Origin of the sequence: Micromonospora sp. NPDC049060 (assembly GCF_040649055.1) — a bacterium.
In the GTDB taxonomy this organism is placed as follows: domain Bacteria; phylum Actinomycetota; class Actinomycetes; order Mycobacteriales; family Micromonosporaceae; genus Micromonospora; species Micromonospora reichwaldensis.
Window position 1 is genome coordinate 1 of the sequence record NZ_JBEZEV010000069.1, and the last position, 14,216, is coordinate 14,216.

12 protein-coding genes are annotated in these 14,216 nt (G+C 72.2%); 3 read left to right on the top strand and 9 right to left on the bottom strand.

The features are described 5' to 3' along the window. From AB0B83_RS22110 to AB0B83_RS22130, 5 genes are all read right to left on the bottom strand, one after another. Positions 1-1,362: beta-ketoacyl synthase N-terminal-like domain-containing protein (locus AB0B83_RS22110; protein ID WP_357579753.1), on the bottom strand; the 1,362-nt coding region annotated here is incomplete at its 3' end. 39 nt (positions 1,363-1,401) lie between these two features. Next, the gene (locus tag AB0B83_RS22115; protein ID WP_357579754.1) at positions 1,402-1,743 is read right to left on the bottom strand and encodes a hypothetical protein; all 342 of its coding nucleotides are present in this window, start codon (positions 1,741-1,743) and stop codon (positions 1,402-1,404) included. Between the two features lie 5 nt (positions 1,744-1,748). Further along, positions 1,749-3,317: a fatty acid--CoA ligase gene (locus AB0B83_RS22120; RefSeq protein ID WP_357579755.1), complete on the bottom strand. Its 1,569-nt coding sequence runs from the start codon at positions 3,315-3,317 to the stop codon at positions 1,749-1,751. A gap of 37 nt (positions 3,318-3,354) precedes the next feature. Beyond that, complete coding sequence (locus AB0B83_RS22125) at positions 3,355-3,927, bottom strand: FcoT family thioesterase (protein ID WP_357579756.1); 573 nt, start codon at positions 3,925-3,927, stop codon at positions 3,355-3,357. 55 nt (positions 3,928-3,982) lie between these two features. After that, the gene (locus tag AB0B83_RS22130; protein ID WP_165947957.1) at positions 3,983-5,011 is read right to left on the bottom strand and encodes an AfsR/SARP family transcriptional regulator; all 1,029 of its coding nucleotides are present in this window, start codon (positions 5,009-5,011) and stop codon (positions 3,983-3,985) included. Positions 5,012-5,302: 291 nt separating this feature from the next. Between AB0B83_RS22130 and AB0B83_RS22135 the strand changes: the two genes are divergently transcribed. From AB0B83_RS22135 to AB0B83_RS22145, 3 genes are all read left to right on the top strand, one after another. Next, a complete protein-coding gene (locus AB0B83_RS22135) occupies positions 5,303-7,609 on the top strand; it encodes a TOMM precursor leader peptide-binding protein (RefSeq protein ID WP_357579757.1) in 2,307 nt (768 codons plus the stop codon). A gap of 44 nt (positions 7,610-7,653) precedes the next feature. Then, positions 7,654-9,123, top strand: a complete 1,470-nt coding sequence (locus AB0B83_RS22140; RefSeq protein WP_357579758.1) for a SagB family peptide dehydrogenase — start codon at positions 7,654-7,656, stop codon at positions 9,121-9,123. A gap of 129 nt (positions 9,124-9,252) precedes the next feature. Further along, on the top strand, positions 9,253-9,858 hold the full coding sequence (locus AB0B83_RS22145) for a response regulator transcription factor (protein WP_357579759.1): 606 nt from the start codon (positions 9,253-9,255) through the stop codon (positions 9,856-9,858). Here the strand turns inward: AB0B83_RS22145 and AB0B83_RS22150 are convergent. From AB0B83_RS22150 to AB0B83_RS22165, 4 genes are all read right to left on the bottom strand, one after another. Then, positions 9,754-10,953 carry a histidine kinase gene (locus tag AB0B83_RS22150; RefSeq protein WP_357579760.1) on the bottom strand — a complete coding sequence of 400 codons (1,200 nt, stop codon included), beginning with the start codon at positions 10,951-10,953 and terminating at the stop codon, positions 9,754-9,756. The two genes, AB0B83_RS22145 and AB0B83_RS22150, sit on opposite strands and share 105 nt — an antisense overlap. Before the next feature lie 544 nt (positions 10,954-11,497). Beyond that, complete coding sequence (locus tag AB0B83_RS22155; protein ID WP_357579761.1) at positions 11,498-12,073, bottom strand: sigma-70 family RNA polymerase sigma factor; 576 nt, start codon at positions 12,071-12,073, stop codon at positions 11,498-11,500. Between the two features lie 263 nt (positions 12,074-12,336). Further along, positions 12,337-13,116, bottom strand: coding sequence for an ABC transporter ATP-binding protein (locus AB0B83_RS22160; RefSeq protein ID WP_357579762.1), 780 nt, complete (start codon positions 13,114-13,116; stop codon positions 12,337-12,339). Continuing rightward, a complete protein-coding gene (locus tag AB0B83_RS22165) occupies positions 13,113-14,213 on the bottom strand; it encodes an iron ABC transporter permease (RefSeq protein WP_357579763.1) in 1,101 nt (366 codons plus the stop codon). Before AB0B83_RS22165 ends, AB0B83_RS22160 begins: the two co-directional genes overlap by 4 nt. Between the last annotated feature and the right edge of the window lie 3 nt (positions 14,214-14,216).

The window sequence follows — 14,216 nt, forward strand, 5'->3', positions numbered from 1 at the left end:
GACCGGCTCGGGGGCCTCGGCCGGCTCGGGCTCCTCCAGCACCACGTGCGCGTTGGTGCCGCTGATGCCGAACGACGACACGGCGGCACGACGCGGGCGGTCGCCGGCGGGCCACGCCACCGGCTCGGTCAGCAGCGACACCGCCCCCGCCGACCAGTCGACCTTCGGGGACGGCTCGTCGACGTGCAGGGTGCGCGGCAGCAGCCCGTGCCGCAGCGCGCCCACCATCTTGATCAGCCCGGCGACGCCGGCCGCGGCCTGGGTGTGACCGATGTTCGACTTGATCGACCCCAGCCACAGCGGCCGGTCCCGGTCCCGCCCGTAGGTGGCCAGGATCGCCTGCGCCTCGATCGGGTCGCCCAGGACGGTGCCCGTGCCGTGCGCCTCGACCACGTCGACCTGGCTCGCCGACAGCCGCGCGTTGGCCAGCGCGGCCCGGATCACCCGCTGCTGCGCCGGCCCGTTCGGGGCGGTCAGGCCGTTCGAGGCCCCGTCGGAGTTGACGGCCGTGCCCCGGACCACCGCCAGCACGCGGTGGCCGTTGCGCCGCGCGTCCGACAGCCGCTCCAGCACGAGCACGCCGACGCCCTCGGACCAGCCGGTCCCGTCGGCGGCGGCGGCGAAGGACTTGCAGCGGCCGTCCGGCGACAGCCCGCGCTGCCGGGAGAACTCGATGAACGTCTCCGGCGTCGCCATCACCGTCACGCCGCCGGCCAGCGCCAGCGTGCACTCGCCGTTGCGCAGCGCCTGCCCGGCGAGGTGCAGGGCGACCAGCGACGACGAGCAGGCGGTGTCGACGGTGACCGCCGGCCCCTCCAGCCCGAACGTGTACGCCACCCGGCCCGAGGCGATCGAGCCCGTGGAGCTGTTGCCCGTGTAGTCGTGGTACATCATCCCGGCGAAGACGCCGGTGGCACTGCCCCGCAGCCCCACCGGGTCGATGCCCGCGTTCTCCAACGCCTCCCACGAGGTCTCCAGCAGCAGCCGCTGCTGCGGGTCCGTGGTCAACGCCTCGCGCGGGCTGATCCCGAAGAACTCGGCGTCGAAGTCCGCGGCGTCGGGCAGGAAGCCACCCTCGCGGGTGTACGACCGGCCCGGCGTGCCCGGGGTCGGGTCGTACAGCTCCCCCACGTTCCAGCCCCGGTCCGTGGGGAAGCCGCCGATCCCGTCGCGTCCGGCGGCGACCAGGTCCCACAGGTCCTCCGGCGTACGCACGCCCCCCGGATACCGGCACGCCATGCCGACGATCGCGATGGGCTCGTGCGCGGCCTCCTCCGCGTCACGCAGCTTCCGCCGCGTCTCGCGCAGCTCCGCTGTCGTCCGCCTGAGGTAGTCGAGCAGCTTTTCCTCGTTGTCGGGCATCGACGTCACTCCAAGGGCGGACCGGTGGGGGATCGTGTGCTAGAGCGGGATGCGCCCGTGCGCACCGCGCCGCCGGGCGGGGCCGGCGGCGAGCGCGGACACGGGACGGGCCCGGGTGTCCTCCGGGCGGACGACCTCGGCGACCACGCCGGGGTCGGGTGCGCGGTCGGGGCCGCCCACGACCCGCGCGTGGTCTGCGACGCCCCGCGCCACGGGTTCGCGGCGTCCGGTCCCGCCGGGCGCCGCGATCGTCGTGCGGTGGATGGCGGCGACCTCGGCGAGGGCGTCGAGCGGCGTGGTGTCGAGCAGCGTGGTGCCGCGCCACCCTGCCGGCCGGGGCAGCCGGTGCAGCGGGGCGCGGCATTCGCGCTCGGCGGTCATCGCGATCAGCTCACCCTGCGCTCGTGACCCTGCCAGAATCGCTCGCGCAGCTCGCGGCGCAGGATCTTGCCGCTGGGGTTGCGCGGCACCCGGTCGATGAACTCGTAGTGCAGGGGCTGCTTGAAGGCGGCGAGCTTGCCGCGCAGGTGCAGGGCGAGGTCGCTCTCGGTGAGCTGCTGCCCCTCCACCGGCACCACGAACGCGTGCACGGCCTCGCCCCAGCGCTCGTCCGGCACGCCCACGACGGCCGACTCGGCGACCAGCGGGTGGCGCCCGATGACGTGCTCGACCTCCGCCGGGTAGACGTTCTCCCCCGCCACGATGATCATGTCCTTGATCCGGTCCCGGATGAACAGGTAGCCGTCCTCGTCCAGCACGCCCGCGTCGCCGGTGACCACCCAGCCGTCGACGAGCGTCTTCGCCGTGGCCTCGGGCAGGTTCCAGTACTCGACCATCGCCGCCGGCGTACGCAGCCAGACCTCGCCGATCTCGCCGGGCGGCAGCGGCTCGCCCCGGCTGTCGGCGATCTTGACCTCGAAACCCGGGTAGGGGCGCCCCGCCGCCTGCATCCGGCCGCTGTCCGGCGTGTGGTCGGCCGGGGGCAGGCAGATGGCCGTGTTGCCGGTCTCGGTCAGGCCGTAGATCTGGGCGAACTCGCAGCCGAAGCCCTCGACGCAGCGGGCCAGCAGCGCCGCCGAGATGGGCGCGCCGCCGTAGACCACCTTGCGCAGCGAGGTGAAGTCCTCCTTCGACACGCCGGGCTCCGCCAGCAGCAGCCGCAGCATCGCGGGCACCAGGCAGGCGGTGGTGACGCGCAGCGTCCTGATCAGCTCGACCGCGCCCGCCGTGGTGAACTCGCGCATCACCACGTTCGTCACGCCCGACACGAAGCCCTGCGTCGCCCACCACAGGCCGCCGATGTGGAAACCGGCCATGCCGACGAGGCTGACGTCGCCCTCGCGCCAGTCGATCCAGTCCAGCTCCGCCGAGGCGAGCGCCTGGCGTACCGCGAAGAAGCTGCGGTGCGCGAGGACGACGCCCTTCGGCAGGCCCGTCGTGCCGCTGGTGTACATCTGCACCAGCGGCGTGTCGGGGGTGACCCTGGCCAGCACGTTCGCGTCCGGTTGCGCCGACACCCAGGCGGTGAAGCCGGCCCCGGCGGCACCCGGCTCGTCGAGCGCGACCACCCCGGTCAGCGTCGGCAGTTCCGCCGCCAGCTTCTCGGCGACGGCGGCCGAGTCCGAGTCGACGAAGAGCAGGGCCGCGCCCGAGTCGCGCAGGATGTGCTCGACCTCGCCGGCGGCCAGCCGCCAGTTGATCGGCACCAGCACCACGCCCGTCTTCGCGGCGCCGAAGAGCAGCTCGTAGTAGTGCTCGGACTCCCTGCCCAGGTAGGCGATGCGGTCACCGGGGCGCAGGCCCGCCGCCTGGAGGGCGCGCGCGACCTGGTTGCTGACGCGGTGCAGGGTGGCGTAGTCGACGCGCCGGCCCTCGCAGACCATGGCGACGACGTCCGGCTGCTGGACGGCGTGCCTGCGCACCACGTCGACGAGGGTGCGCAACTGAACAGTCACCGGGGTCCTCCTCAGGGGACGTACGGGTGGGGGCGGCTCACGCCGCGTCGGCCTGGAAACGCATGCCGGGCGGGTTGACCAGCGCCATCCGTACCTCGCCGTCGGCGACGCCACCCTGGGTGTCCCAGAAGCGCCACGGCATGTCGATGATCTGCACCGGCTTGCTGCGGTTGCGCTCGCTGAACTCGGCGAAGGAGACCTCGCCGTGGAACGACGACGAGTCGATCGGCCGGCGGAACCTGCTGGTGAAGTTCGCGATGAGCATGTCCGGCAGCTGCTTGGCCCAGTAGTCCTCCATCGTCCACGCGGCCAGCGCGGGCACCGCCCGGTCCTGGACGCACTTGGCGATCAGGTAGTACATGAGCTGGTTGAAGCAGATGTTCACCTCGACCGAGTTGAGGTGACCGGTGTCGTCGATGTAGCACGGGTACGGGATGGCGAACTCGCCCTCCGCGCTCGCCAGCCCGTTGGCGACGGTGACCGTCGCGGACTTCAGGTACTGGGTCTTCGGCCTCGCGTACGGGCGCAGCACGTCCGAAAGCAGTCCCGGGTCGTTGGCAAATGTCGTACGCCCGATAGGCGCACTGTTCTTCACCGGCGATGTGGTCATTGCTATTCCTCCTTTGCGCACGAGTGCGAAATTGAAGGTAATCGCGGCCGGCCCATCAGCCGGTAACAGCGGAAGAACTCAGCCGACGCCCGTGGCGGACCCGGCCGACGAGCCGGTCCAGCAGCATGTCGGAGGTGAGCGACAGGTCCGCGAGCAGCGGGTCGGTCGACAGCAGCGCCAGGTGCAGCGCCTGGATCCGCTCCGAGGGCTCGATGCCGAGTTCGTTCATCATCCGCCGCCGGAACCGCAGGTAGACCTCCAGCGCCGCCGGCGTGCGCCCCGACCGGTGCAGCGCGAGCATCAGCATCGTGTGCGCCGACTCGTGCAGCGGGTGCTCCACGACCAGCGACGCGAGCTCGGAGGTCGCCTCCCGGTGCCGGCCCAGGCAGAGGTCGGCGTCGATCCTGGTGGTGTACGCGTAGAACCGCCGCTCCTCGAGCCGCGCGGCCTGGGCGCGCAGTTGCGGGCCCCACTGGCCCTGGTGCACGACGTTGCCGCGCCAGAGCGCCAGCGACCGGCGCAGGTGCGCGCCCGCCTGTTCGTAGTCGCCCGCGTGCATCGCCGCGGTGCCCGCCGTGACCAGCTCGTCGAACTCGACGATGTCGAGCTGCTTCGGGTCCGCCCGCAGCGTGTAGCCCCCGGAGCAGGTGAGCAGGACGTCGCGTGCGATGTCCTCGACGGAGCCGCCGAGCACGCCGCGGAAGAGCTTGCGCACCTTGAACATGTACGTCTGGAGGGTGGCGTGGGCGGTGCGGGGCGCCCCCGTGCTCCACAGCTCCCGGACGAGCACCGACGCGCCGACCGGCTGGTTCACGTTGAACAGCAACGCGGACAGGACCAGCCGCAGCTTCGGTGCGCTCGGTGCGATGTCGACCCCGTCGTGCCGGATGACGAGCGGGCCGAGCAGTTCGAACCGCAGCCCGGCGAGCGGGTTCCCCGCCGGGTGCCGGGGCGGCACGACCGGCGGCGGCTCGGGGCGCCGGACTTCCGTCGCGGGTTCGGCCGCCGACTCCAGCAACGCGGCGAGGAGCGTCAGTTTCTCCTCGTGCGACATCGATCCCAGTTCCGCAAACTTGGTAATCATTTCGCCGACCTCGCTATCAGTCGGATCCACCGCACTTTCCACCGCCGACGAGCGTGTCGGCGTACTGGTTCCGTGACGGGAGCGACGATTCCGACCAGGGGGAGTCAGGACAGGCTTCCACGCTATTCCAAGCGAAGGTCGAGCCGATAGTGACCGCGTCATGGACGGGCATGACCAAACGAGGGGGCAGCATGTGACCGCGGCACTTGTCCGCAGCCTGCGCTGCCGCGAGGCTGGCTGGAGGCACGCTGGAGTGTCGCTGGAGCGGCACTGGTCGAGCAGGGAGCAACCATGTCGGGTGGGGATGCACAGCTGCGCGTCGGGTTCAAGCGGCACCTGCGGGCCCATGTGGTACGCGGTGACGCGGTCTACCTGCTCTCCGAGCGCGGAGCGACCTCGGTCAGCGGGGCGCACGTCGAGGCCCTGGCCCCACTGCTCGACGGCACCCGCGACCTGACGGAACTCGTCCGGGACAGTCCGGCCGGGATGTCACCTGCCGAGATCGGCACGGTGGTCCGGCGGCTCGTCGACGCCGGCCTGGTGACGCTGCGGCCGGCGCGGGAGGCGGAGGCCGACGAGCCCGCGCTCGCGTACTGGGAGGCGGCGGGTCTGGACCCCACCGCCGCCGTACGGGCCACCGCCGCCGCCCGGGTCGACCTCGTCCGCGTCGGCGGCCGTGCGGAGGATGCCGTGGCGGCGACAGACGCGCTGCGCGCGGCCGGGTTGACGGTGACGCCGGTGTCCGGGAACTTTTCGGCCCCGCCCGCCGACTTATCGATTGTGCTCTGTGAGGACTACCTCGACGAGGGGTTGGCTGCCGTCGACGCCGCGCATCGCGCGGCCCGCCGGCCCTGGCTCCTCGCGAAGCCGGGCGGCGCACAGGTGTGGGTGGGGCCCGTGTTCGACCCCGTCGCCGCGACGGGGTGCTGGCACTGCCTGGGGCACCGGCTGCGCGGCCACCGCCAGGCCGAGACGCGCCTGCGCGCCGTCGTCGGCCCCGGCACGGAGATCGGCACCCCGCCGGTGTCGCTGCCCCCGCTCGGCGCCGCCGCCCTGCACCTGGTGGCGTTGGAGGCCGCGAAGTGGACGGCCGGGCTCCGGCACGACGGGCAGCGCGCGGTGTGGACGTTGGACAGCGTCACCCTGCGCGGCGCCCACCACGAGGTGCGCGCCCGGCCGCAGTGCCCCGAGTGCGGCGACCCCGGCATCGAGCGGGACCGGGCGTTCCGCCCCGTGCCGCTGCGCAGCCGGCCGAAGGCGTCCCGCAGCGGCGGCAGCCACCGCGCCCTGCCGCCGGAGCAGGTGCTGCGCGACTACGGGCACCTGGTGAGCCCGGTCAGCGGCGTGGTCAAGGAGATCACCCGCGACGGGCGGGGCCCGGCCTTCTTCAACTCGTTCCGCTCCGGCCCGAATCTCGCGATGACCACCCGCAGGAACGCCGAGCAGATGCGTTTCGCGCTGCGGGCCGAGAACGGCGGCAAGGGCGTGACCCCCGTGCACGCCGAGGTGAGCGCGCTGTGCGAGGCCATCGAGCGGCACAGCGCGTACTTCCACGGCGACGAGGCCCGGGTCACCGGCAGCTACGCCGAGCTGGCCGACACCGCCGTCCATCCCGACGACTGCCTGCTGTTCGACGAGCGGCAGTACGCCGACCGCGACCGCTGGAACGCCACCTGCTCGCCGTTCCAGTACGTGTGCGCGCCGTTCGACGACGCGGCCGTGACGAGCTGGACCCCGGTGTGGTCGCTCACCGAGCAGCGGCACCGCCTGCTGCCCACCTCGATGCTCTACTTCAACGTGCCGGAGCAGCACGGCGGCATGTCGCTGTGCGCGGACTCCAACGGCAACGCCGCCGGCAGCAGCCTGGAGGACGCGCTGCTCCAGGGCCTGCTGGAGGTCGTGGAGCGCGACGCGGTGGCCCTCTGGTGGTACAACCGCACCCAGGCCCCGGCGGTCGACCTGGACAGCTTCCGCGACCGCTGGATCGACGAGCTGCGGGAGGTCTACGCGGGCCTGCACCGCGAGGTGTGGGTGCTGGACGTGTCGTCGGACGTCGGGATCCCCACCATGGCCGCGCTGTCCCGGCGCACCGACAAGCGGTGCGAGGACATCATGTTCGGCTTCGGCACCCACCCCGACCCGCGGGCGGCGCTGGTCCGCGCGCTCACCGAGATGAACCAGTTGATGCCGACCGTGGCGGAGGTCGGCGGCGACGACGACGGCGGGTACGGCTGGTCCGATCCGGACGCCGTACGGTGGTGGCGCACCGCCACCTGGGCCGGGGACGCCTACCTGCGGCCCGATCCGGCGGTGCCGGCGCGCCGGCTCGCCGACTACCGCCACACCCCGACGGACGATCTGCTGGCCGACGTCCGCTCGGTGCAGCACAGGTTGGAGGCACTGGGACTCGACGTGCTCGTGCTCGACCAGACCCGCCCGGACGTCGGGCTCCCCGTCGTGAAGGCCATCGTGCCGGGGATGCGCGGCTTCTGGGCGAGGTTCGCGCCGGGCAGACTGTTCGACGTCCCGGTGCAGCTCGGCAGGCTCGACCGCCCCACGGAGTACGAGAACCTCAACCCGATACCACTTTTCGTGTAGAGCGGGGTGCACGTGGCCCCAGCCACGCCCGTCGAGGAGCCAGGTTGCCATCCGACGCCGACACGTCCCGCCCCGGACCGAGCCTGTCGCTGTGGTCCTTCCGGGACGACGTGACCATCGAGACGGCTGAGGACGGCAGTCTGACCATCCTCACCCGCTGGGGCGACGTCCCGGTGGGCCGCCCCGCGCCCGCCGTCGAGGAGGTCCTGCACCGCATGACCTACGGGCCGGTCGCGCTCGGCAACGTCGCCGGGCTGGACGGGCGCGCCCTCCGGTCGCTCCTCGACCGGCTGCCCGGCCGGATAGTCCGCTCGCTCGGCTCGCGGGACTCGCCGGTGCCGCTGCTGTCCGTCCAGCCGGTGTCCCCGCTGGGGGTGTTCGAGCTGCCGGAGGTCGCCGAGGACCAGCCGGTCAGGCTGTCCCGTTTCGCGTTCGCCCACCAGCGGGACGGCGAGCTGGTGCTCGAGTCCCCGCTGTCGCACCACCGGGTGGTGCTGCACCGGCCGCAGGTGTCGCTGGTGCTCGGCGCGCTCCCCCGCGCGACCACCGTCGTCGAGGTGGCGCGGCGGGTCGACCTGGCGCTCCCCGGGGTGGCCGACGTCGTCGCCTACCTGGTCGGCGCGGGCATGGTCGTCGTCGGTGCGGCCGGCACGTCGCGGTTCCCCGAGGACTCCGACCCCACGCTGGCGATGTGGTCGCCGTACGACCTGCTGTTCCACTCGCGCAGCAGGCTCGGCACGCACGACGACCCCGCCGGCGCGACGTTCCGTCACGTCGCGGCCCTGCCGCCCCCGGCCGCCGTCAAGCCGGCCCCCGCCGGGCCGCGGATCCCGATGTACCGGCCGCCTGTCTCGGTTCCGCACGGGATGACGCTCACCGAGGCCGTCGACCGGCGCCGGTCCACCCGCACGTTCGCCGAGGCGGCGCCGTCGACCCGCGAACTCGGGGAACTGCTGTTCCACGCGGCGCGGGTCCGGATGCAGACGGTGGCCACGGCTCCCGACAACGTGCGGTACACGGTGACGCGACGGCCGTATCCAAGCGCGGGTTCGCTGTACGAGCTGGAGTTGTACCTGACGGTGGACCGCTGCCCGGACCTGCGGCGCGGGATCTACCACTACAGCCCGGTCGAGCACGCGCTGACCCTCGTCAACGCCAGTCCGGCGGACATCGACGAGATGCTCGACAACGCCCGGGTGTCCGTCGGGGGCCGGCGGCCCCCGCCGGTGCTGATCACCATGACCGCGCGGGTGGGCAGGCTCTCCTGGGTGTACGACAGCATCTCCTACGCCACCACCCTGAAGCACGTCGGCATGCTCCAGCAGACGCTCTGCCTCGTCGCCACGATGCTCGGGCTCGCCACGTGCGCCCTGACCATGGGCGACGCCAGGGTCTCCGCATCGGCGTTCGGGCTCGACTGGCCGGCGGAGGTCGGAGTCGGCGAATTCGCCATCGGACTACCCGAAAACGACATGTCCTGTAACGACGAGTACCTGGGCGTGCACGGAATGTGAATGGTCCGATCGACCGTCGGCAAATGGCTCGGCGACACTTCGCGGGCGGGCACGAAAACAGCATTCAGGATGTGTGCGGGCGCGTGATAGAACGGGGTTAATTGCGCCGGCCCGACAGGGGATGCCAAGTTGATCAAGGTGTTGTTGGCCGAGGACATGCACATGGTCCGCGATGCGCTGGTCGCGTTGCTCAACCTGGAGCCGGACATCGAGGTCGTCGCCGCGGTCGCCTCGGGCACGGAGATCCTCCCCATGGCGCGGCGGTTCCGGCCCGACGTCGCCGTGATCGACATCGACCTGCCGGGCAAGGACGGGCTCTCCGCCATCGCCGACATCCAGGCCCACCTGCCGGAGATCCGCACCCTGGTCCTGACCGCGCTCGGCCGACCGGGCACCCTGCGCCGGGCGTTGTCCGCGAAGGCGACCGGCTTCCTGCTGAAGGACGCCCCCACCGAGCAGCTGGTCGACGCCATCCGCAGCGTCGCCGCCGGCCGCCGGGTCGTCGACAGCCAGCTCGCGATGTCCGCCTGGGACAGCGCCGAGTGCCCCCTCACGTCGCGCGAGACCGAAGTCCTCCGCCTCACGGCGGAGGGACTCCAGGCCGTCGACATCGCGGCGCAGATGTTCCTGTCAGTCGGCACCGTCCGCAACTACCTGACCACGATCGTCAACAAGCTCTCCGCGCGCAACCGCGTCGACGCCATCCGGGTCGCCCGGGAGGCCGGCTGGTTGTGACCGGGTCGCCCCGTGGCGCTCCAGCCGCAGGGGCACCCTGGCGCAGAGCCGGAACTGGTCCGGCTGCTGGTCGACCGTCAGCGAGCCGCCGATCTCCTCGGCGCGTACGCACAGGTTGCGCAGCCCGTTCCGACCGCTGCCCGGATCCCTGGGCGGCCCGACGGCCAGGTCGTCGTTCACGATCTCGATCCAGGCGTCGTCCTGCGTCTGCCGGATGGTGATGTCGCAGCGCTTGGCCTTGCTGTGCCGCAGGATGTTGGTCACCCCCTCCCGCAGCACCGTGGCGAGCACCGTGCTCACCTGGACCGGCAGGTCCAGGTGGTCGCTGTCCAGCCGCACCTGGATGTCCGCGGCGGACAGCACGGACACGGCGGACCGGCACTCCTCCTCCAGCGACAGTTCGCGGTAGCCACTGGCGACGGTCCGCGCGTCGGAGAGCGCGACCCGCGATATCTCCAGGATCTCCAGCAGCTGGTCGCTCGCCTCCTGCGGTGACTTCTCCATCAGCCGGTGCACCAGCTCGATCTTGAGCGAGATGGCGGACAGGCTGTAGCCGAGCAGGTCGTGCAGGTCGCGGGCGAACCGCAGTCGCTCCCGCAGCACCGCCATGCGGGCGATCTCCGCACGGCTCTCCTGCACCTCGACGACGAGGGCGGTCAGCCGGGACAACCCGTACACCACGAGCCCCGTCGTGACGGTGGAGATCGCGGTGTAGAGCATGTCGATCGGCGCGCGGGTGAAGATCCACTGGGCGACGGCCATCGAGGCGACGATGAGGACGAAGGTCACCCACGCCGTGACCGCCCGTAGCACGAGCAGCACGCTGCCCGCCAGGAAGCCCGGCATGCCGACCCACGCCTGCCCGAAGGTCAGGATCGGCAGGTAGACCAGCGCGGCCTGGGTGGCGAGGACGCCGTAGCCCAGCGGCGTGCGCAGGCGTCCGTTGTCCCGGCCGTACCACAGCAACTGCATCGCCATCAGGACGGCGATGCACGTGAACGACAGCGCGATGGCCACCGGACCGACCGGCAGGAACATGACGTGGATGAAGCCGATGAGACTGATGCTTGCGAAGACGGCGGTGACGACGCCCATCGCGAGACGGGGCGCCGGTAGCGGCGCGGCCCCTCGCGATGATGAGCGCCCTGGTGTGACGGAGAGGTTCACGGCAGCAGCGCTCTCGTTTGCTCTAGCGCAGCCGGCGTACGCCCAGAGGCCAACTGGCCCCGTACCCGGTGTGGCCGGCCCCCCGCCAGCCGCGATGCCCGGTAGCGGGCGTCGATCCAACAACCACGACACACTCCCCAGTGATCGACCCGAGGGCGGGAGTGCCTCGTCGACCCGCGCAAGAACCCGGTGCGGCCGATCGGACGCCGACAGGCGTCGCACCCCACAGAGTTGTTACGCAACGCAAACGTTTTTGACGGATTCCCGGCCCCGAATTGCGATGTGCCCTTACGGACACCTTCCCCCTTGAGGGTCGACCTTTCCACAAAAAAATGACGGCCGTCAAGCCGTCCACCCCTGGCCGCCGCAGCGCGAAAGGGTCCTAATCGATGCTAGGGAACATTTGCCACCGTCACGTCATATCCTCTAGTAGGGACATTTGACGCGGGGGCCGCCGCGCGGTGGCGAGGGCCTACCGGGGCAGCGCCGGACGCCGCCGCGGGGCCGGTGCCAGGAGCGACACGAGGTCGCGGCGGGCCCGCGCGACGCGGGAGCGGATCGTGCCGACGGGACAGCCGCACAACTCGGCCGCCTCCGCGTAGCCGAGGCCGACGACCTGGGTGAGCACGAACGCGTCGCGGCGGGCCGCGGGCAGCGTGCGTACCGCGAGGTTGAGCGCGACCGTGTCGTCCGGGCCGGGCAGGTGGTGGGCCGCGGAACGCTCCGCGGTGGCCTGCCAGTCCTGGTTGGACACGATCCGGGGCCGGCTCGCGGCGGCGCGGAAGTGGTCGGCGGCCACGTGCCGCGCGATGGCCAGCAGCCAGGACCGTGCGTGGTGGCGCCCGGTGAACAGGTGCGCGCTGCCCAGCGCGCGGACGAACGTCTCCTGCGTCAGGTCCTCGGCGTCGGCGTGCCCCACCAGGTAGACCAGGAATCGCCAGACGTCACGCTGCGTGCTGCGCACGAGAGGATCCGCCGCGGAACGGTCGCCGCGCCCGACGGCCAGGGCCAGAGCCGTGACCGCGCTTTCTTCCAGTGGCTCCGACATGAATTCACGGTAACCATGCGGGATGCCGAGAAGAACGGATTCCAGTGGCAGTCCAGCCGGCCTCATCGCCGGGAACCAGAATTCGATGGAACCGTTCGGCCAGCGTGCCGGGCGTCCCGGGGACCGCGCGGCGCACGGGCGCGGGGAAGGCGGCGTCGGGCACGCGCCCGACGAGGGCCGCCCGCCCGGGGCGCGCCGCCCGCCCGACGGGGCGCCGCCCGGCCGGGTCCGGCCGGGCGGTGGGCATGTCCGCCGCACCCGGCTCAGCCCGTCTTGGCCAGCGGCCGGGCACCGTACGTGACGCGGACGACCCCGTCGTCGTGACGTTCCGTCTCGGCGGTGACCCCGAAGACCTCGGACAGCACCTGGGGCGTGAGCGCCTCCAGCACCGGCCCCGACGCGACCACCTCACCGCGGTCCAGCACGACGAGGCGGTCGCAGCTGCGCACCGCGAGGTCCAGGTCGTGCAGCACCGCCAGCGTGGTGACGGCCAGCGTGTGCACCAGTTCCAACAGCTCGAACCGGGCCCGGATGTCCAGGTGGTTGGTCGGCTCGTCGAGCACCAGGAGCTGCGGCTGCTGGGCCAGCGCCCGGGCGAGCAGCACCCGCTGCCGCTCGCCGCCGGACAGCGAGCCGTAGATCCGGTCCGCGTGCCCCAGCATGCCGGTGCGCTCCAGTGCGTCGGCGACGATGTCGTTGTCGTCGGCCGTCTCGCGGTCGAACACCCCCTTGTGCGGGGTCCGGCCCAACGCGGCGACCTCCCGCACGGTCAGGCCCGGCGGGGTGGGGCTGTTCTGCAACACGGCGGCGGTCCGCCGCGCGGCCGCCCGCGCCGACAGCGACCAGACGTCCTCGTCGCCGAGCAGCACCTGCCCGCCGGCGGGCCGGACCGACCGGTAGATGGTCCGCAGGAGCGTGGACTTGCCGCTGCCGTTGGGGCCGATCAGGCCGACGACCTCGCCGGGCGCGACCTCCATGCTGACGTCGCGGAGGATCGGCGTACCACCGATGGAGACGCACACCTGCTGCACCTGAAGCTTCATGAGTGGGACAGGCTCCTATCCCGGCGCATCAGCCAGATGAAGAACGGTGCGCCGAAGAGGGCGGTCAGGATGTTGAGGGGCAACTCGTTCGGCGGGTCGACCGTCCGGCACAGCAGGTCGACGATCACGAGGTAGACCGCGCCGACGAGGGCCGCGAGGGGCAGCACCCGGCGGTGGTCCACGCCGAACGCGAGCCGCACCAGGTGGGGCACCATCAGCCCGACGAAGCCGATGCCGCCGGCCACGGCGATGAGCACGCCCGCGAGCAGCGACGTCAGGACGATCGACACGATCCGCAGCCGCTTGACGTCGATCCCGAGGGCGGTCGCCGACTCGTCGCCGGTGACGAGCGCGTTGAACTGCCGGGCGTACATGGTCAGCAGCACGGTCACCGCGAGGACGACCACGCCCGCGACCTGGAGTTGCTCCCAGCGGGCGCCCGCGACGCTGCCGAGCAGCCAGAACATGATCTGGCGCATGTTGTTGGGCGTCGTCTGCAACTGGAGCAGGCTCGTGATCGAGGTGAACACGTAGCTGATCGCGACGCCCGCGAGCACGAGCCGGACCGGGTTGAGCCGGCCGTGCTGCTGCCCGAGGGTGAAGACCAGCGCCACCGCCAGCATCGCGCCGACGAACGCCGCGCCCGACACCCCGAGTCCGCCGGCCGCGCCGGCGCCCAGCGCCATCACGGTGACGGCGCCGACCGAGCCGCCCGCCGACACCCCGAGGATGAAGGGGTCGGCGAGCGGGTTGGCCACGAGGGCCTGCAACACGACGCCCGCGACCGCGAGCCCGGCGCCGCACAGCGCGGCCAGCAGCACCCGCGGGATCCGGAAGGTCCAGACGATCTGGTCGTGGGCCGGGTCCACGGCGGGGGTCGCCCCGGTCAGGTGCGCCCAGACGATCCGGCCGGTGTCGCCGATGGAGACCGGCACCGAGCCGACGGCCGCCGCGACGAGGATCAGGACGACCAGCAGTACGCCGAGCACGAGCAGGCACAGCGGCAGGGGCGCGCCGTGCAGGGGGGCCGGCCGGGTGGCGGGGCGCTTCGGCGCGGCCGACACCCGGTCGTTCGTGGAACGCGACAAGGTGGTCATGGC

What these genes read in the sequence shown, in the direction of transcription:
- AB0B83_RS22115 (WP_357579754.1), bottom strand. Translation starts at nt 1,743, where the DNA reads ATGACCGCCGAGCGCGAATGCCGCGCCCCGCTGCACCGGCTGCCCCGG.
- AB0B83_RS22125 (WP_357579756.1), bottom strand. Translation starts at nt 3,927, where the DNA reads ATGACCACATCGCCGGTGAAGAACAGTGCGCCTATCGGGCGTACGACA.
- AB0B83_RS22130 (WP_165947957.1), bottom strand. Translation starts at nt 5,011, where the DNA reads ATGATTACCAAGTTTGCGGAACTGGGATCGATGTCGCACGAGGAGAAA.
- AB0B83_RS22135 (WP_357579757.1), top strand. Translation starts at nt 5,303, where the DNA reads ATGTCGGGTGGGGATGCACAGCTGCGCGTCGGGTTCAAGCGGCACCTG.
- AB0B83_RS22150 (WP_357579760.1), bottom strand. Translation starts at nt 10,953, where the DNA reads ATGGGCGTCGTCACCGCCGTCTTCGCAAGCATCAGTCTCATCGGCTTC.
- AB0B83_RS22155 (WP_357579761.1), bottom strand. Translation starts at nt 12,073, where the DNA reads ATGTCGGAGCCACTGGAAGAAAGCGCGGTCACGGCTCTGGCCCTGGCC.
- AB0B83_RS22160 (WP_357579762.1), bottom strand. Translation starts at nt 13,116, where the DNA reads ATGAAGCTTCAGGTGCAGCAGGTGTGCGTCTCCATCGGTGGTACGCCG.
- AB0B83_RS22165 (WP_357579763.1), bottom strand. Translation starts at nt 14,213, where the DNA reads ATGACCACCTTGTCGCGTTCCACGAACGACCGGGTGTCGGCCGCGCCG.